The organism is Synechococcus sp. A10-1-5-1, assembly GCF_023115425.1.
Lineage (GTDB): Bacteria > Cyanobacteriota > Cyanobacteriia > PCC-6307 > Cyanobiaceae > Vulcanococcus.
Genome location: NZ_CP096032.1, coordinates 1,981,063 through 2,000,496 on the forward strand (window position 1 = coordinate 1,981,063; position 19,434 = coordinate 2,000,496).

Sequence of the window (19,434 nt, forward strand, 5' to 3'; positions counted from 1 at the left end):
GGTTTAGGCGTTAGGTCAGCCGGCGGCGGACGGACTCCGCGTGGCTGTGGAGTCCTTCACTGTCGGCCAGGATGCCAACGGCAGTGCCAGTGGCTTCCAAGGCTTGCCGGTTGAACTGAATCAAGCTGGTGTGGCGCATGAAGGTCTCCACACACAGGGCTCCAGCAAACCGGGCCGTCCCCGCGGTGGGCAGGGTGTGGTTTGGGCCGGCCAGGTAATCGCCAACGGCTTCCGGAGTCCAGGCCCCCATGAAGATGGCCCCGGCCTGTTGGATTTGGTCGGCCAGGGGCTCAGGGTGCTCCACCTGCAGTTCCAGGTGTTCTGGAGCGAAGCGATCGCTGAGTTGGGCTGCCTCGTCCAGGTTCGAGCAGACCACGATCAAGCCCCAGTCGTTCAGGGCCTGGCGGGTGATGGTGGCGCGGGGGTGCCCCTCTAGTTGCTTCTCGATGGCTCCGGGGATGGCTTGCGCCAGGTCCTCGCTGGTGGTCAGCAAGATGGCTGCTGCCAGGGGGTCATGCTCCGCCTGGGCCAGCAGATCGGCCGCGACATGGTCGGGGTTGGCGCTCCCGTCAGCAATGACCAGCACTTCACTGGGGCCGGCGAGTGAATCGATGGCCACCCGGCCATAGACCGCTTTCTTAGCCAAGGTCACGTAGAGATTGCCCGGACCGCTGATGACGTCGACCCTGGGGATGGATTCGGTGCCGTAGGCCAGGGCTCCGACGGCTTGGGCACCTCCGACCCGGTAGATCTCATCGATGCCAGCCAGATGGGCTGCGGCCAAGACGGTGGTGTTGATCCGGCCGTCTGGACCGGGAGGGGTGACCATGACCACCCGCTGGACCCCAGCGACCTTGGCGGGCACGGCGTTCATCAGAACAGTGCTCGGGTAGCTGGCGCGGCCACCGGGGACGTACAGACCGGCCCGCTCCACCGGCCGCCAGCGGCGGCCCAGGCGTTCACCGTGCTGACCGGTGATGGCCAGATCGTTGGGGAGTTGGCGTTGGTGAAAATCCAGGATTCGGCGGTGGGCCAGGCCCAGGGCCTCCTGCAACTCCGAGGGTGTGGCGGCCCATGCCGCCTTGATCTCCTCTTGGGGGACGCGCAGGGGGTCAGGGCGCACCCCGTCGAATCGCTCCGTCAGCTCAAAGAGGGCGGCATCGCCCTGGTGCTGGACCTGCTCGAGGATCGACTCGACCCGTTGAGCAACGTCGCGGCTTTGACCACTTCCGGTGCGCTCGGCAATGGCCTCAAGCCGTTGACCGGCTTGCTCGGCATCCCGGAGCAGCTCAATCTGCAGCTGCGCGATGGACTCGGCACGGCTTGGAGGGGAGCTGGCGGTCACGAAACCGTTGTGCTGCGGTGACTCTTCAAGCTAGTTGCTCAGCTCCTGGGGAGTGGTTGCCAGCCAGGGGGTAAGCTTGCCAACTGCCGAATCAGCGCCTTACCGTCTGTGGCCAATAACAAGTCGTCGAAGAAACGCATTGAGATTGCTGAGCGCAATCGTCTGCACAACCGCACCTACAAGTCTGCGGTCCGCACCCTGATGAAGCGTTGCTTCACTGCTTGCACGGCCTACACCCAGGAGCCTGGCGACGCCGCCAAGCAGGCCGTCCAGTCGAGCCTCAGCGCTGCTTTCAGCAAGATTGATAAGGCCGTCAAGGTCGGCGTGCTGCACCGCAATAACGGTGCCCATCAGAAATCTCGTTTGAGCGCTGCTGTCAAGAGCGCGATCGAGCCCGCAGCGAAGGCCTGATTTTTTAGGTTGGATCCAAGGTGACCCTTGGATCCATGGCAGCTGCCGTTGCTCTCGAGAGCCTTTCGGCTCCTTTGATTGATAGCCACTGCCACATCGTCTTTCGAAATTTTGACGAGGACTTGGAGGAGGTTGCCCAACGCTGGCGGGATGCCGGCGTGGGTCGCCTCCTTCACGCATGTGTGGAGCCCTCTGAAATTCCGGCGATTCGAGCGCTAGCGGATCGATTTCCTGAGCTCCGCTACTCCGTCGGTGTCCATCCCCTGGACCCGGAACATTGGGCCCCCGATACGCAACAGGTGCTGCGGGAGGCGGCGCAGGCCGACCCCAGGGTTGTGGCGATCGGAGAGCTCGGCCTGGATCTCTTCCGCGACAAAAATCTCGAGCAGCAGCTGGCGATGCTGCGGCCCCAGCTCGATCTTGCCGTGGAGCTGGATCTTCCGGTGATCATTCACTGCCGTGATGCCGCCGAGCCGATGCTGAGCGAGTTGCGCGATCGTGCGGATCGAGGCGCCTGTCCCAAAGGCGTGATGCACTGCTGGAGCGGGACCCCTGAGGAGATGCAGGGCTTTCTTGAGCTTGGCCTCTACATCAGCTTCAGCGGAAACGTGACCTTCCCGAAGGCCACCGACACCCACGCTTGTGCCCAGGCGGTTCCGGCTGAGCGCTTCCTGGTGGAGACCGATTGCCCGTTCTTGGCCCCGGTGCCGCGACGTGGAAAGCGCAACGAACCGTCCTATGTCATGGCCGTGGCTCAGCGGGTTGCAGAGCTGCGCCAGGACTCTCTGCAGGCCGTCGCCTTACAGAGCACCTCCAACGCATGTGCGCTGTTTGGTCCCGCTCTTCACAATGTATGATGTTTCATTGGCCTGGCAGCGAGTCGTGATTTATCCGTGCTCGTTGCAGCCCGAGAGCGCTTACCAGGGATCTGGTGAGTTAGCCCATGACCAGTGGTGCGTTGTCTTTCCGGTGCGAGTTGTCGTTTCCTGCGGTGTTCAAGCGATCTGAATAGGCGCCTCAGCTGGCCAGCCGTCCCCTTCGGGAGCGGCTGGCTCTGTCGTCTGTGTGGTGGTGTCGCGCTGACATCCCCTGATCTGTCTTGATCACCGCCTGGTTCTGAAACTTCTGTCCAGGCCCTCCGTTCCGTTTCACCCGTTCCTGCAGGTTCACCGCATGAGCAGCGCGATTCAGGTCGCCAAGACCGCCACTTACCTCCCCGATCTGGTGGAGGTGCAGCGCGCGAGCTTCAAATGGTTTCTGGAGAAGGGCCTGATCGAGGAGCTGGAGAGCTTCTCCCCGATCACCGACTACACCGGCAAGCTTGAGCTGCACTTCATCGGTAGCGAGTACCGCCTGAAGCGCCCTCGTCACGACGTTGAAGAGGCCAAGCGCCGTGACGCGACCTTCGCGTCCCAGATGTATGTGACCTGCCGCCTGGTCAACAAGGAGACCGGCGAGATCAAGGAGCAGGAAGTCTTCATCGGGGAACTGCCCCTGATGACCGAGCGCGGCACCTTCATCATCAACGGTGCAGAGCGCGTGATCGTGAACCAGATCGTGCGTTCCCCCGGCGTCTATTTCAAGGACGAGCAGGACAAGAACGGCCGCAAGACCTTTAACGCCAGCCTGATCCCCAACCGTGGTGCCTGGCTGAAGTTTGAAACCGACAAGAACGACCTGCTGCACGTTCGTGTCGACAAAACCCGCAAGATCAACGCCCACGTGTTGATGCGGGCCATCGGCCTGTCCGACAACGACGTTCTCGACAAGCTGCGGCACCCCGAGTACTACCAAAAGTCCATCGAGGCGGCGAACGACGAAGGCATTGCCTCGGAAGACCAGGCCCTGCTGGAGCTCTACAAGAAGCTGCGTCCGGGTGAACCCCCCTCGGTGAGCGGTGGTCAAACCCTGCTGCACAGCCGTTTCTTCGATCCCAAGCGCTACGACCTGGGCCGGGTTGGTCGCTACAAGATCAACAAGAAGCTGCGCCTGACCATCCCTGATGCGACGCGCACCCTCACCCCTGAGGACGTGCTCAGCACGATCGACTATCTGATCAACCTTGAGCTCGATGTGGGTGGCGCCACCCTTGATGACATTGACCACCTCGGTAACCGCCGCGTTCGCTCCGTGGGCGAATTGCTGCAGAACCAGGTTCGCGTCGGTCTGAACCGCCTCGAGCGGATCATCAAAGAGCGCATGACCGTTGGTGAGACCGAGAGTCTGACCCCTGCGCAGCTGGTGAACCCCAAGCCCCTGGTGGCGGCGATCAAGGAGTTCTTTGGCTCCAGCCAGCTGAGCCAGTTCATGGACCAGACGAACCCTCTGGCTGAGCTGACCCACAAGCGCCGCATCAGCGCCCTCGGCCCAGGCGGTCTGACCCGTGAGCGCGCCGGCTTTGCTGTGCGTGACATCCATCCTTCCCACTACGGCCGGATCTGCCCGATTGAGACCCCTGAAGGTCCGAACGCAGGTCTGATCGGCTCCCTGGCCACCCACGCCCGGGTGAATGAGTACGGCTTCATTGAGACCCCCTTCTGGAAGGTCGAAGACGGGATCGTTCTGAAGCAGGGCGACCCCCTCTACCTCTCGGCTGACCTCGAAGACGAGTGCCGCGTTGCCCCTGGCGACGTCGCCACCGATGCGGACGGCCGGATCAAGGCCGATCTGGTTCCCGTGCGCTATCGCCAGGACTTCGAGACCGTGCCCCCCGAGCAGGTCGACTACGTGCAGCTCTCACCGGTTCAGGTGATCTCCGTTGCGACCTCGCTGATCCCCTTCCTCGAGCACGACGACGCCAACCGGGCCCTGATGGGCTCGAACATGCAGCGCCAGGCCGTGCCTCTGCTGCGCCCCGAGCGTCCTCTGGTCGGTACCGGTCTGGAGACCCAGGTCGCCCGCGACTCGGGGATGGTGCCCATCACCACCGTCAATGGCACGGTGACCTTTGTGGATGCCACCGCGATCGTCATCCGTGACGAAGAGGGGAACGACCACACCCATTACCTGCAGAAGTACCAGCGCTCCAACCAGGACACCTGCCTGAACCACCGCCCGATCGTCAAGCTCGGCGATCAGGTCATCGCTGGTCAGGTCCTGGCCAACGGTTCTGCCTGTGAGGGTGGCGAAATCGCCCTGGGTCAGAACGTTCTGATCGCTTACATGCCCTGGGAGGGCTACAACTACGAGGACGCGATCCTCGTCTCCGAGCGCCTGGTGCGCGACGACCTCTACACCTCGGTTCACATCGAGAAGTACGAGATCGAAGCCCGTCAGACCAAGCTTGGACCTGAGGAGATCACCCGTGAGATCCCCAACGTCGCCGAGGAGAGCCTGGGCAACCTCGACGAGATGGGCATCATCCGCATCGGTGCCTACGTCGAAAGCGGCGACATCCTGGTGGGCAAGGTGACCCCCAAGGGTGAGTCCGATCAGCCCCCTGAAGAGAAGCTGCTGCGCGCGATCTTCGGTGAGAAGGCCCGCGATGTCCGCGACAACTCACTCCGCGTTCCCAGCACTGAGCGGGGCCGTGTGGTCGATGTTCGGATCTATACCCGTGAGCAGGGCGACGAGCTGCCGCCCGGCGCGAACATGGTGGTCCGGGTCTATGTGGCCCAGCGCCGCAAGATCCAGGTCGGCGACAAGATGGCCGGCCGCCATGGCAACAAGGGCATCATCAGCCGAATCCTTCCCCTGGAGGACATGCCCTACCTGCCCGATGGCACCCCCATCGACATCGTGCTCAACCCCCTGGGTGTGCCGAGCCGGATGAACGTTGGACAGGTGTTCGAGTGCTTGATGGGTTGGGCTGCGTCCCACCTGGATTGCCGCGTCAAGGTGGTGCCCTTCGACGAAATGCATGGCCCTGAAACCTCCAAGAACACCGTCCAGGCTTATCTCGAGGCGGCCAAGTCTCAGCCCGGAAAGGACTGGGTCTATAACCCTGACAACCCCGGCAAGATCCAGTTGATCGACGGGCGGACCGGCGAGGCCTTCGACCAGCCCGTGACCGTGGGTTATGCCCACATCCTCAAGCTGGTTCACCTGGTGGACGACAAGATCCACGCCCGCTCCACCGGTCCCTACTCCCTGGTCACCCAGCAGCCCCTGGGCGGTAAGGCTCAACAGGGCGGTCAGCGTCTTGGTGAGATGGAGGTCTGGGCCCTCGAGGCCTATGGCGCCGCCTACACGCTGCAGGAACTGCTCACCGTCAAGTCCGACGACATGCAGGGCCGAAACGAGGCGCTCAATGCCATCGTCAAGGGCAAGCCCATCCCCCGTCCTGGCACCCCGGAGTCGTTCAAGGTGCTCATGCGCGAGCTCCAGTCCCTGGGTCTCGACATCGCGGTGTACACCGATGCGGGCGAGGAAGTCGACCTGATGCAGGACGTGAACCCTCGCCGCAGCACCCCCAACCGACCCACCTACGAATCCCTCGGCGTCGCGGATTACGACGACGACTGATTGCTGATCAATCCGGCCCACCCGTTTGGGTGACCGTCAGATCCCTTCGTTTCTTCAGCTCTCCGCGCGCTCTTAGGTCATGACCAACAGCAATCTCCGCACCGAAAACCACTTCGATTACGTCAAGATCACGCTCGCCTCACCCGAGCGGGTCATGCAGTGGGGGCAGCGCACGCTGCCTAACGGTCAGGTGGTGGGCGAGGTCACCAAGCCCGAAACCATCAACTACCGCACCCTGAAGCCCGAAATGGACGGGCTCTTCTGCGAGAAGATCTTTGGCCCCTCCAAAGACTGGGAGTGCCATTGCGGTAAGTACAAGCGGGTGCGCCACCGCGGCATCGTCTGCGAGCGCTGCGGTGTGGAGGTCACGGAAAGCCGGGTGCGTCGTCACCGGATGGGCTTCATCAAGCTCGCGGCTCCGGTCTCACACGTTTGGTACCTGAAGGGCATCCCCAGCTATGTGGCCATCCTGCTGGACATGCCCCTGCGGGATGTTGAGCAGATTGTTTATTTCAACTGCTACGTGGTGCTCGATCAGGGCGACCACAAGGACCTGACCTACAAGCAGCTGCTCACCGAAGACGAGTGGCTGGAGATTGAAGACGAGATCTACGCCGAAGACTCGGAGATTGAGAACGAGCCCACCGTTGGCATCGGTGCTGAGGCGCTCAAGCAACTCCTGGAGGATCTCGATCTCCCTGTTGTTGCCGAACAGCTCCGCGAGGAGATCGCTGGTTCTAAGGGCCAGAAGCGGGCCAAGTTGATCAAGCGCCTGCGCGTGATCGACAACTTCATCGCCACCGGTGCCCGTCCTGAGTGGATGGTCCTGGACGTGATCCCGGTTATCCCCCCGGACCTGCGCCCAATGGTGCAGCTCGATGGCGGTCGTTTTGCGACATCCGACCTCAACGACCTCTATCGCCGTGTGATCAACCGGAACAACCGGTTGGCTCGCCTGCAGGAGATCCTCGCCCCTGAAATCATCGTCCGCAATGAGAAGCGGATGCTGCAGGAGGCCGTGGATGCCCTGATCGATAACGGTCGCCGCGGACGCACCGTGGTGGGTGCGAACAACCGTCCGCTCAAATCACTGAGCGACATCATTGAGGGCAAGCAGGGCCGCTTCCGTCAGAACCTCCTGGGTAAGCGCGTTGACTACTCCGGTCGTTCAGTGATCGTGGTGGGTCCGAAGCTGAAGATGCATCAGTGCGGTCTGCCCAAAGAGATGGCGATCGAGCTGTTCCAGCCCTTCGTGATCCACCGTCTGATCCGTCAGAACATCGTCAACAACATCAAGGCCGCGAAGAAGCTGATTCAGCGCGCCGACGATGAGGTGATGCAGGTGCTCCAGGAGGTGATCGATGGTCACCCGATCATGCTGAACCGTGCACCAACCCTGCACCGTCTCGGTATTCAGGCCTTCGAGCCGAAGCTGGTGGATGGCCGTGCCATCCAGTTGCACCCTCTGGTCTGTCCCGCCTTCAACGCTGACTTTGACGGGGACCAGATGGCCGTTCACGTGCCGCTGGCGATCGAGGCGCAGACCGAGGCCCGCATGTTGATGCTGGCCAGCAACAACATTCTTTCCCCTGCAACGGGTGACCCGATCATCACGCCGTCCCAGGACATGGTGTTGGGTTCTTATTACCTCACCGCTGAACAGCCTTCGCTCACCAAGCCTGAATTCGGTGACCGCAGCCGCACCTTCGCTGGCCTGCGTGATGTGCTGAATGCTTTTGAAGACAAGCACCTGACCATGCATGACTGGGTCTGGGTCCGCTTCAACGGTGAAGTCGATACCGAAGGAGAAGCCAAGGAGCCCCTCCAGCAGGAGACCCTTAGCGATGGGACTCGGATTGAACAGTGGAGCTTCCGTCGTGATCGTCTCGACGAGGACGGTGCTGTGATCAGCCGTTATCTGTTGACCACCGTCGGACGTGTGGTGATGAACAGCACGATCATCGATGCGGTGGCAGCCGCCTGAGATCCCGGACGTTTTCAACCCCTAACTCCCCTTCATCGCGCGCAGCCATGACCGCCACCCCCTCCAAAAAAACCAGCAAGAAGTCCAGCAAGAAGTCGTCAAAAGCCGCGGCTCCGGCTCCCGCAAACGCTCCGTTGAGCAAGGCGGCTCCGGTGTTCCGTAACCGCACGATCGACAAGAAGCAACTGCGGAACTTGATGGCGTGGGCCTACAAGAACCACGGCACCGCGGCCACCGCCTCCTTGGCTGACGAACTCAAGGATCTCGGTTTCCACTACGCGACCCAGGCCGCCGTCTCCATCTCCGTGGACGACCTGCGTATTCCAGGCGAAAAGGCCCGTCTGCTGGAAGAAGCTGAACAGCAGATCACCGACACCGAAGAGCGCTACCGCTTGGGTGAGATCACCGAGGTGGAACGTCACACCAAGGTGATCGATACCTGGACGGAAACCAACGAGCGTCTGGTTGAAGAAGTCAAGAAGAACTTCAACGAGAACGACCCGCTGAATTCGGTCTGGATGATGGCCAACTCTGGGGCCCGGGGAAACATGTCCCAGGTCCGTCAGCTGGTGGGCATGCGCGGTCTGATGGCGAACCCGCAAGGGGAAATCATCGACCTTCCGATTCGAACCAACTTCCGCGAAGGCCTGACGGTTACCGAGTACGTCATCTCCTCCTATGGCGCCCGTAAGGGTCTGGTGGATACGGCACTGCGGACCGCTGACTCCGGCTACCTCACCCGCCGCCTGGTGGACGTTGCCCAGGACGTGATTGTCCGCGAAGACGACTGCGGCACCACCCGTGGCATCCCCATTAACGCTGACGATAAGGGCCGTTACGCCGCCAAGCTTGTTGGTCGCCTGGCCGCTGAGCCCGTTCTCGATGGCGAAGGCAATGTGATCGTCGATCGCGACGGCGAGATCGACGCCGTGATCACCGCCCAGATCGAAGCAGCCGCTGTGCAGACCGTGGTGGTTCGTTCACCGCTGACCTGCGAAGCCGCCCGTTCGGTTTGCCGCAAGTGCTACGGCTGGGCCCTGGCCCACAACCAGCTGGTGGACCTCGGTGAAGCTGTTGGCATCGTCGCTGCCCAGTCCATCGGTGAGCCTGGCACCCAGCTCACCATGCGGACCTTCCACACCGGTGGTGTGTCCACCGCTGAGACGGGTGTGGTCCGCTCTCAAATCGCCGGCACCATTGAGTTCGGTGCCAAGGCCCGCGTGCGTCCGTTCCGGACCCCGCACGGCGTGGAGGCTCAGATCGCTGAGACCGACTTCACCTTGACCCTGAAGCCCAGCGGCAGCGGCAAGACCCAGAAGCTCTCCATCACCTCGGGTTCCCTGCTCTTCGTCGCCGACGCAGCTGAGGTGGCTGCTGACACGATGCTGGCTCAGATCTCTTCCGGCGCTGCCGTGAAGAAGAGCGTGGAGAAGGCCACCAAGGACGTGATCTGCGACCTGGCTGGCCAGGTTCGCTACGAGGACGCGATCCAGCCGAGGGAGGTCACTGACCGCCAGGGCAACAGCACCTTCAAGGCTCAGCGTCTCGGCCGGATGTGGGTGTACAGCGGCGACGTTTACAACCTGCCGCCCAATGCTCAGCCGGTGATCGAGGGCAACACCAATGTCACCACGGGCGAAGTGCTGGCAGAAAGCCGTCTGGTCAGCGAGTACGGCGGTGCGGTTCGTCTGCGCGAGAGCGCTGGCGACTCCCGTGAGGTTCAGATCGTCACCGCCAGCCTCACCCTGAAGGACTGCAAGCTGCTGGGTGAATCCACCCACGCCGGTGAGCTCTGGCACCTCGAGGGCAAGGACAACATTCGCTATCGCCTGAATACCCACCCCGGCACCAAGATTGGCAACGGTGAGGTGATCGCTGAACTCGCGGACGATCGCTTCCGTACCCAGACCGGCGGCGTCGTGAAGTTCGCCCCTGGCCTGGCCATCAAGAAGGCGCGTAGTGCCAAGAACGGCTACGAGGTCAACAAGGGCGGCACCTTGCTCTGGATCCCGCAGGAGACCCATGAAATCAACAAGGACATCTCCCTGTTGATGATCGAAGACGGTCAGTGGATTGAAGCCGGCACCGAGGTGGTGAAGGACATCTTCAGCCAGACCGCGGGCATCGTCTCCGTCACCCAGAAGAACGACATTCTTCGCGAGATCATCGTTCGCTCGGGTCAGCTGCACAACGTCTCCGACGCCAAGGTCGTTGCGCGCTATAGCGACGGCAAGATGGTGAACCCTGGTGAGGAGATCGCCAAGGGTCTGAAGGCCGAGGCCATGGTCTTTGTGGAGGCTGTGGATACCCCCGAGGGTGGAGCCCTGTTGCTGCGTCCGGTCGAGGAATACCGCATTCCCGATGCAGCACACCTGCCCGATCTCGGTAGCGTCACCCAGAAGAATGGTCCCAGCCTGGGCCTCAAGGCCACCCAGCGTCTGGCCTTCAAGGACGGCGAGCTCATCAAGAGCGTCGAGGGCGTTGAACTGCTGCGCACGCAGCTGATCCTCGAAACCTTTGACACCACCCCTCAAATGACGGTGGATGTTGAGGCCGTCCCGGATAAGCGCGCCAAGACCATCGAGCGCCTCCAGCTGGTCATTCTCGAGAGCCTGCTGGTCCGTCGCGACACCCTCTCCGATGCCAGCCACGGTTCCACCCACACCGAGCTCTCCGTCAATGACGGCGACAGCGTGAAGGCTGGTGAGGTGGTTGCCACCACTCAAATCCTCTGCAAGGAAGACGGTGTGGTTCAGGTTCCCGCCGTGATCGAAGGCGAGCCGGTCCGTCGTTTGATTGTCGAGCGCGCGAGCGACACCCGCATCATCGACCTGGGTTCTGCCAAGGCCGAGGTCAAGCCGGGTCAGCGCTTCGTCGATGGCGACCAACTGGCTAAGGGTGTTCCTGCTCCCTGCTGCGGTCAGGTGGAGAGCGTGGACGGCAGCCAGGTCACCATCCGCCTGGGCCGCCCCTACATGGTCTCGCCCGATTCCGTTCTGCACGTTCGCGATGGAGAACTGGTTCAGCGCGGTGACTCCTTGGCTCTGCTGGTGTTTGAGCGCCAGAAGACCGGTGACATCGTCCAGGGTCTGCCTCGTATTGAGGAGCTGCTGGAAGCCCGCCGTCCCCGTGAATCGGCTGTGCTCTGCCGCAAGGCCGGCACCGTCGAGATCAAGCAGGGCGACGACGACGACTCTGTCACCGTCACGGTGATCGAAGGCGACGACTCCATCAGCGAGTACCCCATCCTTCTTGGAAGGAATGTGATGGTCAGCGACAGCCAGCAAGTCACCGCTGGTGAGCTGCTGACCGACGGTCCGATCAACCCCCACGAGCTGCTGGAGTGCTTCTTCGAAGACCTGCGCAGCCGCAAGCCAACCCTGGAAGCGGCGATGGAGGCGATCTCCAAGCTGCAGTTCCGCCTGGTGCAGGAAGTCCAGAACGTCTACAAGTCCCAGGGCGTGACCATTGACGACAAACACATCGAGGTGATTGTTCGTCAGATGACCAGCAAGGTCCGCATTGAGGATGCTGGAGACACCACCCTGCTACCTGGTGAGCTGATCGAGCTCCGTCAGGTGGAGCAGGTGAACAGCGCCATGGCGATCACCGGTGGTGCGCCTTCGGAGTTCACTCCGGTGCTGCTGGGTATCACCAAGGCCTCCTTGAACACCGACAGCTTCATCTCCGCGGCCTCCTTCCAGGAGACCACCCGCGTGCTGACTGAAGCTGCCATCGAGGGCAAGAGCGATTGGCTCCGCGGCCTCAAGGAGAACGTGATCATCGGTCGCCTGATTCCTGCAGGTACCGGTTTCAGCGGCTTCGAAGAGGAGCTGCGCGCCGAGGCCGGTCCCCATCCGGACATCCTCGACGAGGACGCGATGAACTACCGCCGTCTGCAGAATCTGCGCCCCGATTACACCGTTGACATGCCGGCAGCTCCCTCTGCTGCTAACGCCGGTGCTCTGCTCGATGATCCCTCCGATGCGGACCTCGAGGCCACCCGCAGCCGCCATGGCATCGAGGCCAGCGCCAGCACCACCGCAGCCTTCACCCGCCCCACGGTGGAGGAGGGCCTTGAGGAGGAGCTGATCGCTGACCCTGAGGCCGTTCAAGGCCTCCAAAATGAGGGCCTGCTCGCCGACGAGTCATGATCCAACCCAAGCTCGTTCCCCAGCGCCGTCTACCGCGCTACGGCTTCCACACCCACACCGAACGACTCAACGGTCGTGTCGCGATGCTCGGCTTTATTGCCCTGCTCGTCGTGGAATACAAGCTTGGGCACGCTCTCCTGATTTGGGGTTGATGCCCCAGCCAGGAACGCCACCTGAGGAGGCCCGTCCCCTACTGGGGATGGGCCTCTCTGCTTTGGAGCACTGGGCCAAGCAGCACGGCCAGGCGGCCTTTCGCGGCCGGCAACTCCACGACTGGCTCTATGCCAAAGGAGCCCGTTCCGTTGAGCAGGTCTCGGTGTTGCCTAAGGCGTTTCGCGAGGAGCTAACCGCGCAACCTCCTTCTGGTGCCTTCGATTGGATGGGCCGTTCGCGGGAGCTCCATCGCAGTGTCGCCAGCGATGGCACAACCAAGTTGTTGCTGGGCACCCACGATCACCTGAGTATTGAGACCGTCGGCATCCCCGCTGAGGGGCGCCTCACCGTTTGCGTCAGCAGCCAGGTGGGATGCCCCATGGCCTGCCGCTTTTGCGCCACCGGTAAAGGAGGCCTGCAGCGCTCCTTGGCGGTCCACGAAATCGTGGATCAGGTCCTGAGCGTCCGTGAGGTGATGGACCAGCGTCCGAGCCATGTGGTGTTCATGGGAATGGGTGAACCCCTTCTCAACGTGGAGTCGGTCCTCGCTGCGATTGATTGTCTCTGCACTGACCTGGGTATGGCCCAGCGTCAGATCACCGTCAGCACCGTTGGCGTTCCGCGCACCCTGCCCCGCTTGGCTGAGTTGGCCCTCGAGCGCCTGGGGCGCGCTCAGTTCACCCTGGCGGTGAGCTTGCACGCACCGGATCAGCGGTTGCGAGAAGAGCTGATTCCCACCGCCCATGCCTACCCGATCGAGGCATTGCTGGAGGACTGCCGCCGCTACGTGGAGATCACCGGCCGCCGGGTCAGTTTTGAGTACATCCTCTTGGGGGGCTTGAACGATCAACCCCGCCACGCGGCGGCCCTGGCGCAGCTGCTGCGCGGCTTCCAAAGCCATGTCAACTTGATCCCTTACAACCCGATTCAGGAAGAAGAGTTCCAGCGCCCCACCCCCCAGGCCGTGGAGGCCTTCCGTCGCTCCTTGATGGATCGACATGTGGCCGTCAGCGTTCGTGCTAGCCGCGGATTGGATGCCGATGCCGCCTGTGGTCAGCTGCGGCGCCGCCTCGAAGGAAGCCTCGAGCCCGCGTAGCCGTACCCGGTCAACTGAGGGAGACTGCCCGCAGTGAAGGGCGTCCATGACCCGCATCGACTGGGCCATCGTCATCGGCTACCTGGTGGCGAGCCTCTTCGTTGGCCTCTGGCTGGCCCGCCGGAATCGGAGTGAGGCCGATTACTTCGTCGCGGGTCGTCAGCTCAAGGGTTGGTTGGCTGGTGCCTCGATGGCGGCCACGACCTTCTCGATCGATACGCCCCTTTATGTGGCCGGTCTGGTGGGGGTGCGCGGTCTCGCCGGTAACTGGGAGTGGTGGAGCTTCGGCGTGGCCCACGTCGCCATGGCTGTGGTGTTCGCTCCGCTGTGGAGACGTAGCGGCGTCCTGACGGATGCGGCCCTAACGGAACTGCGTTACGGCGGGGCAACGGCCGCCTGGTTACGCGGCATCAAGGCGTTTTTGTTTGCCCTGCCGATCAACTGCATCGGCCTGGGCTATGCCTTTTTGGCCATGGCCAAGGTGAGCGAGGCCCTGGGCTTGGCGCCCACTCCTCAGGCCAAGGTCACCCTGCTGGCCATCGTGGCTCTACTGGTCTTGATCTACACCGCTGCGGGGGGACTCTGGGCGGTGGTGGTCACGGACCTGCTCCAGCTCGTCCTGGCCTTGATGGGGGCCATCGCGGTGTCGGTGGCGGCGGTCCATGCGGCCGGGGGCATGGATGCCCTGCTGGAGAGCATTCGCGGTTTGGCTCGGCCGGAGTTGCTCTCTCTGGTGCCCTGGCAGGTCGAGGGGGGACGACTGCAGTGGCTCGATGGCGCTGGGATTTCGATCGCCACCTTCAGCTCTTATTTGGCTCTGCAGTGGTGGAGCTTTCGCCGCAGCGATGGCGGTGGCGAATTCATTCAGCGGCTGCTCGCGACCCGCGATGAGCATGAGGCCCGCACCGCCGGTTGGGTCTTCCTCGCGGTGAACTATGTCCTGCGTAGCTGGCCCTGGATCGTGGTGGCGTTGGCCGCCGTGGTCTTGCTGCCCAACCAGACCGACTGGGAGCAGAGCTATCCCCTGCTGGCGGTGCAGCTGCTGCCCCCCGTGGCCCTGGGGTTGGTTGTGGTCTCGCTGGTGGCTGCCTTCATGAGCACCGTCAGCACCTCGGTGAATTGGGGGGCGAGCTACCTCACCCATGATCTTTATCAGCGCTTTGTTCGGCCTCAGGCCAGCGAGAAGGAACTGCTCCTGGTTGGTCAGCTGGCTTCGGTGTTGCTGGTGGTCTGCGGTGTGCTGACCGCCCTGATGAGCAACAGCATTGGCACGGTCTTCCGTCTGGTGATTGCCATGGGAACCGGACCGGGAGTGGTCCTTGTCCTGCGCTGGTTCTGGTGGAGGGTGAATGCTGCGGCTGAACTGGCGGCGTTGCTCGGGGGTTTCTTGATTGGCTTCTCCACCTCTGTCGTGCCCGTTCTGCGCATTGACGATTACGGGATTCGTCTCCTGGTCACCACGCTGCTGACGGCGGTGCTGTGGCTGCTGGCAATGTTGGCGACCCCGCCGGAATCACCGGAGGTTCTGGAGAGCTTCGTTCGGCTGGTCCGTCCTCCGGGGCCTGGTTGGACCCAGTGGCGCCGCCGTACGGGAGTGAGTGCCGATGAAACCCTGTCAGGCCTGCTGCTGTTGTTGATCGCCGGTTGTGCCTTGCTCTTTGGTGCCCTGCTTGGAATCGGTGGCTTCCTGTTGAAGCTGCAGTTCTGGGGTTGGGGTGGTTTGGTTCTGGCGGTGGTCGGTGCGTTGTTGCTGCGCCGGGGCAGCGGTCGTGTGCCGGCGGAGGGATGATGGCCATACCGCTCAGCCTGATCCGTGCAGTTTCTTCGCTCCACCCTGCTTCCTGCCGCCATCGTTTTGTTGTTTGGCCTGGCCCTGTTTGCAGTCAGTGCCCGCATCTGGCTACCCGGCGATATGGCAGCCCCCGCGCCGGTTGGCTGAGCTGCTGAGCGGGGAACCAGGGCCACTACGATTGGCCTATGGCAGCCTCTCCGCTCGAGTCTTCGAAGGGCTCGTCAGACCTGGATTTCGACTCTGAATTACTAGAGCGAGAGCTCGCCGAAGAGGATCTTGGCGACCCTCTCGACGAGCTGGATTCAGGAGAGGCCTCCCCCGCTGATGCAGCTGCGGAGTGTGACCTTGGACTGCGCCTGCTCGAGGGTGGTCACGATGAGCAGATGCAGGGGTTGCGCATTTTTTGTGAGCACCGCGATCCACGGGCGCCTGCCAAGCTTCTGCCGCTTCTTGACGCCAGCTGCCCGATTCTTCGGATGAGTGTTGTTTACGCACTCGGACGAAATCCTTCGGTGCAAGCGCTGACGCCTCTTCTCCAGTTGCTTCAGAACGACAGCAACGGATATGTGCGTAAAGCAGTGGCCTGGAGTCTGAGCAGCTACCCAGACGCTCCGATCATGAACCCGTTGATCAGGGCACTGGAGACAGATATTTCTGCGGTTCGCCTCTGGGCCGCCAGTTCCTTGGCCGATGCTGGCTCCACAGGCCTGGCCAAAGCGGATCAGGCTGCGGGTCAGCTGCTCTTGGCTCTCAAAATTGATAGCGAGCCGGTGGTGCGCAGCAACAGCGCCTGGTCCCTGGGTCGCCTCTATGCCGATCTGGTGGAACCCCGCCAAAAAGAGGTGGTGGAGTCCCTGCTGAACGCCATGCTCCACGACGCTGACTTGGCCGTTCGCGATGAGGCCCGGATGGCCCTGGAGCAGCTGGAGAACCCCCTGGTTCTGGAGCGTCTGCAGACCCTGGTGGATGAGGGACTGCTGGCATAGCGCCTTGTTCCACTCAGCAACCGGCTCTCGCGGCTAGCATCACCAGGCACCGCCCGTGTCTCGGGATGGCCCAGCAGACGATCCGCTTTCGCATTCGGCCCGATGGCCGCGTGGAAGAGGTCGTGGAGGGCATCGCCGGCCACGGCTGCGAGCAGCTCACCGAACGGATTGAGGACAAGTTGGGTGTTGTTCAACAACGCCAGCCCACCTCCGAAGCCTTCCAGGGCCAAGCCACAACAGTCCGGCCCGAGCAGACTCTTTCGTCCCAGGTCTCCTGATGTCGCATTTCAGCACCGTCAAAACAGAACTGCGCGATCGCTCCGCTCTGATTGATGCCCTGAAAGATCTGGGCCATACCCCCATGGAGGGGGAGTGCCAAGTCCGTGGCTACCGCGGTCAAACCGTGACTGCCGATCTCTCGATCCCGACTGAGGGTGCCGGCGACCTGGGTTTTCGTTGGAATGCCGCCACGGGCAGCTACGAGCTCGTGACTGATCTCGACCTCTGGAGTCAGCCAGTTCCCGTCGAGCGCTTCCTCTCCAAGCTCACCCAGCGCTACGCCCTGCGCAGCATCCTGGCCGCCTCGGCGCAAGAAGGATTCCAAGTGGCCGAGGAGCGCCAAGAGCAGGACGGCACGATTGAGCTCGTCGTCACCCGCTGGGACGGCTGACGCCTCGGTAGGACTCGGCCGTGGGGATCGATCCCTCCATTGCGTTTTCCGCTGCAGCGGCCCCGGCCATTGAGCGCAGTGGCGTGGAACCTGTCCTCGGTGGAGCCCTTCGCCAGAAAGCAGTCTGGGTTGATGAGGCGGTGTGCATTGGTTGCCGCTACTGCGCCCATGTGGCGGGTAACACCTTTGTGGTGGAAGCTGATTGGGGCCGCTCCCGTGCCATCCGTCAGGACGGCGACAGCACCGAGACGATTCAAGAGGCCATCGATACCTGTCCTGTCGATTGCATTCATTGGGTGAGTTACGAGGAGCTGCCGGAGCTTCAGGAACAAACCCGTCATCAAGAACTCCAACCCCTGGGTTTACCAACGCCGGTCCGCTCCCGGCGTACCTTCCCGAGGCGGGAGCCCCATTGATGCTTCCGACACGGCGGTTTGGCCGTACCAAACTGGCCATGCCGGTGTTGTCCCTCGGTGGGATGCGCTTCCAGCAGAGCTGGTCTGATCTGCCGCCGGATCAAATCACCGCCAAGAGTCAGGAGAATCTGCGGGCTACCCTCTCAGCGGCCGTGGACCATGGGTTCCACCATGTCGAGACGGCGCGGCACTACGGCAGCTCGGAACGCCAGCTGGGTTGGTTGTTACCCCAGGTCCCCGATCCCGAGCGGATTCTGCAAACCAAGGTCCCGCCCCAGGACGATCCTGAGGCCTTCGAAGCCGAGCTCCAGCTGAGCTTCGAGCGCTTGGCTGTTGATCGGGTGGATTGCCTGGCCATCCATGGCATCAATCTCCCCGAGCATCTGCAGGCCACCCTCAGGCCGGGTGGCTGCATGGAGGTGGCCCGGCGTTGGCAGCAGGACGGCCGGGTCGGTTCCGTGGGCTTCTCCACCCATGGCCCCCTCGAGCTGATTGAGGCGGCGATTGACAGCGATGCCTTCGACTACGTCAATCTCCATTGGTATTTCATTCGCCAAGAGAACGGCCCAGCGATTCAGGCGGCCCGCTCCCATGACATGGGGGTCTTTGTGATCAGTCCCACCGATAAGGGGGGGCATCTTCACAGCCCCTCAGCGCGACTGCTGGAGCTGTGTGCACCGCTGCACCCGATCGTCTTTAACGACCTGTTTTGCCTGACCCATCCCGGGGTTCACACCATCAGTGTTGGTGCGGCGCGGCCGGAGGATCTGGCCTTGCATCTCGAGGCGGTGGCGTTGCTGCCCCAGGCCGCTGAGCTGTTGCCTCCGATTGTGAGTCGTCTGCAGGAGGCACGTCTCGCGGCCCTCGGCCAGTCCTGGATCAGCAGTTGGCAGCAGGGATTACCGAGCTGGCAGGACACGCCCGGTCAGATCAATCTCCCCACCCTGCTCTGGCTGCACAACCTTCTCGAGGCCTGGGATCTGCAGAGCTACGCCAAGGCCCGTTATGGCTTGCTTGGTGCGGCCAGTCACTGGTTCCCAGGTGCCAATGCCGATGCCCTCGACCAAAGCGTCTCTGAGGCACAGCTCAAGGCGGTGCTGCAGGCCAGTCCTTGGGTTGAGCAGATTCCAGGGATCCTGCGTCGTCTGCGGGAGCGGGTGGGGGGAACCCCTGTCAAGCGCTTGATGCAGGACGACTAATCGCCCAGCGGGAACTTGCTTGGGATCCCCACCGCCCGGGGGTAGGTCTTCGGGCAGGTTTCGGTTGGGCTCAGCAGGATCGCCGTCCGCTGTCCGCGCTCTGCGGGCAGTTCTTCTTGGCGGCAGGACTGGATTTGGGCCTTGAGCTGCCTGGCGGCCTTCTCGAGTTGGGTCTGATCCTCAGGCCCCCACTGTCCGCGATAGAGCAGGGCCTGCCCCCCAGGGGCCAGTAGGGGAACGAGATATTCCGCCACCACCGGGGCGGCGGCGACCGCGCGGGCCATGGCCAGGTCAAATTGGCCGCGGCAGCGTTTTTGCCGCCCCGTGAGCTCGATGCGCTCGCAGCGCAGGTCCACGCGATCCCCCAGACCGAGGCTCTGGGCCATCGCTTCGACAGCCTGGGTTTTGCGCCCCACCGAATCCACCAAGGTCAGTTGCGCCTGGGGGAAGGCAATCGCTACCGCGAGGCCCGGAAAGCCCCCGCCCGTACCCACATCGATGCAGCGCAGCGGGACATCGGGGTTCTGCTGCAACTGCGGCACCAGGGGCCAGAGGCTGTCGAAGATCTGGGCGATCCAGAAGTCGTCCCCCTCCACCAGCCGCGTCAGGTTGACCCGGCTATTCCAGTCGCGCAGGAGGTCCTGGAGTTGGACGAACCGCTGCAGCTGCTCGTCGCTGGGTCTCCAGTGCAAGGCCTCCCATAGTGCGTCTGCTGGAGCTGGCATCCCCTGGGCTGATCTCGTCACACTCTCTAGGATCCTCCC

At 62.7% G+C, this 19,434-nt stretch carries 16 protein-coding genes; 14 read left to right on the plus strand and 2 right to left on the minus strand.

Annotated elements, in window-relative coordinates:
* Nucleotides 1-10: 10 nt before the first annotated feature.
* Nucleotides 11-1,345: a histidinol dehydrogenase gene (gene hisD / locus MY494_RS10620; RefSeq protein WP_247910215.1), complete on the minus strand. Its 1,335-nt coding sequence runs from the start codon at nucleotides 1,343-1,345 to the stop codon at nucleotides 11-13.
* Nucleotides 1,346-1,453: 108 nt separating this feature from the next.
* On the opposite strand from hisD, the gene rpsT reads away from it, so the two are divergent.
* The 14 genes from rpsT (at nucleotide 1,454) to MY494_RS10685 (ending at nucleotide 18,670) form a co-directional block, all read left to right on the plus strand.
* Nucleotides 1,454-1,756 carry a 30S ribosomal protein S20 gene (rpsT, locus tag MY494_RS10625; protein WP_247910216.1) on the plus strand — a complete coding sequence of 101 codons (303 nt, stop codon included), beginning with the start codon at nucleotides 1,454-1,456 and terminating at the stop codon, nucleotides 1,754-1,756.
* A 35-nt stretch (nucleotides 1,757-1,791) separates the two neighbouring features.
* A complete protein-coding gene (locus MY494_RS10630; protein ID WP_247910217.1) occupies nucleotides 1,792-2,613 on the plus strand; it encodes a TatD family hydrolase in 822 nt (273 codons plus the stop codon).
* Between the two features lie 316 nt (nucleotides 2,614-2,929).
* A complete protein-coding gene (gene rpoB, locus MY494_RS10635; RefSeq protein ID WP_247910218.1) occupies nucleotides 2,930-6,220 on the plus strand; it encodes a DNA-directed RNA polymerase subunit beta in 3,291 nt (1,096 codons plus the stop codon).
* Nucleotides 6,221-6,299: 79 nt separating this feature from the next.
* On the plus strand, nucleotides 6,300-8,204 hold the full coding sequence (locus tag MY494_RS10640) for a DNA-directed RNA polymerase subunit gamma (RefSeq protein ID WP_247910219.1): 1,905 nt from the start codon (nucleotides 6,300-6,302) through the stop codon (nucleotides 8,202-8,204).
* Nucleotides 8,205-8,251: 47 nt separating this feature from the next.
* Entirely contained in the window at nucleotides 8,252-12,358 is a 4,107-nt protein-coding gene (locus MY494_RS10645) for a DNA-directed RNA polymerase subunit beta' (protein WP_247910220.1), read from the plus strand.
* The gene (locus MY494_RS10650) at nucleotides 12,355-12,510 is read left to right on the plus strand and encodes a chlorophyll a/b-binding protein (RefSeq protein ID WP_247910221.1); all 156 of its coding nucleotides are present in this window, start codon (nucleotides 12,355-12,357) and stop codon (nucleotides 12,508-12,510) included. Before MY494_RS10645 ends, MY494_RS10650 begins: the two co-directional genes overlap by 4 nt.
* The gene (rlmN, locus tag MY494_RS10655) at nucleotides 12,510-13,607 is read left to right on the plus strand and encodes a 23S rRNA (adenine(2503)-C(2))-methyltransferase RlmN (RefSeq protein WP_247910222.1); all 1,098 of its coding nucleotides are present in this window, start codon (nucleotides 12,510-12,512) and stop codon (nucleotides 13,605-13,607) included. The genes MY494_RS10650 and rlmN overlap by 1 nt, the downstream gene beginning before the upstream one ends.
* 46 nt (nucleotides 13,608-13,653) lie before the next feature.
* On the plus strand, nucleotides 13,654-15,396 hold the full coding sequence (locus MY494_RS10660) for a sodium:solute symporter family protein (protein WP_247910223.1): 1,743 nt from the start codon (nucleotides 13,654-13,656) through the stop codon (nucleotides 15,394-15,396).
* 24 nt (nucleotides 15,397-15,420) lie between these two features.
* Nucleotides 15,421-15,546 carry a hypothetical protein gene (locus tag MY494_RS13210; protein ID WP_010315253.1) on the plus strand — a complete coding sequence of 42 codons (126 nt, stop codon included), beginning with the start codon at nucleotides 15,421-15,423 and terminating at the stop codon, nucleotides 15,544-15,546.
* Between the two features lie 38 nt (nucleotides 15,547-15,584).
* Nucleotides 15,585-16,385 (plus strand): HEAT repeat domain-containing protein, encoded by an 801-nt coding sequence (locus tag MY494_RS10665; RefSeq protein ID WP_247910224.1) that lies wholly within the window; start codon nucleotides 15,585-15,587, stop codon nucleotides 16,383-16,385.
* Nucleotides 16,386-16,450: 65 nt separating this feature from the next.
* Complete coding sequence (locus tag MY494_RS10670; protein WP_247910225.1) at nucleotides 16,451-16,663, plus strand: DUF2997 domain-containing protein; 213 nt, start codon at nucleotides 16,451-16,453, stop codon at nucleotides 16,661-16,663.
* Nucleotides 16,663-17,055, plus strand: coding sequence for a DUF1257 domain-containing protein (locus tag MY494_RS10675; protein ID WP_247910226.1), 393 nt, complete (start codon nucleotides 16,663-16,665; stop codon nucleotides 17,053-17,055). The genes MY494_RS10670 and MY494_RS10675 overlap by 1 nt, the downstream gene beginning before the upstream one ends.
* A 20-nt stretch (nucleotides 17,056-17,075) precedes the next feature.
* Complete coding sequence (locus MY494_RS10680) at nucleotides 17,076-17,471, plus strand: ferredoxin (protein WP_247910227.1); 396 nt, start codon at nucleotides 17,076-17,078, stop codon at nucleotides 17,469-17,471.
* Entirely contained in the window at nucleotides 17,471-18,670 is a 1,200-nt protein-coding gene (locus MY494_RS10685; protein ID WP_247910228.1) for an aldo/keto reductase, read from the plus strand. The genes MY494_RS10680 and MY494_RS10685 overlap by 1 nt, the downstream gene beginning before the upstream one ends.
* Here the strand turns inward: MY494_RS10685 and rsmG are convergent.
* Nucleotides 18,667-19,395 carry a 16S rRNA (guanine(527)-N(7))-methyltransferase RsmG gene (rsmG, locus tag MY494_RS10690; RefSeq protein ID WP_247910229.1) on the minus strand — a complete coding sequence of 243 codons (729 nt, stop codon included), beginning with the start codon at nucleotides 19,393-19,395 and terminating at the stop codon, nucleotides 18,667-18,669. The genes MY494_RS10685 and rsmG overlap by 4 nt on opposite strands.
* Nucleotides 19,396-19,434: the final 39 nt, after the last annotated feature.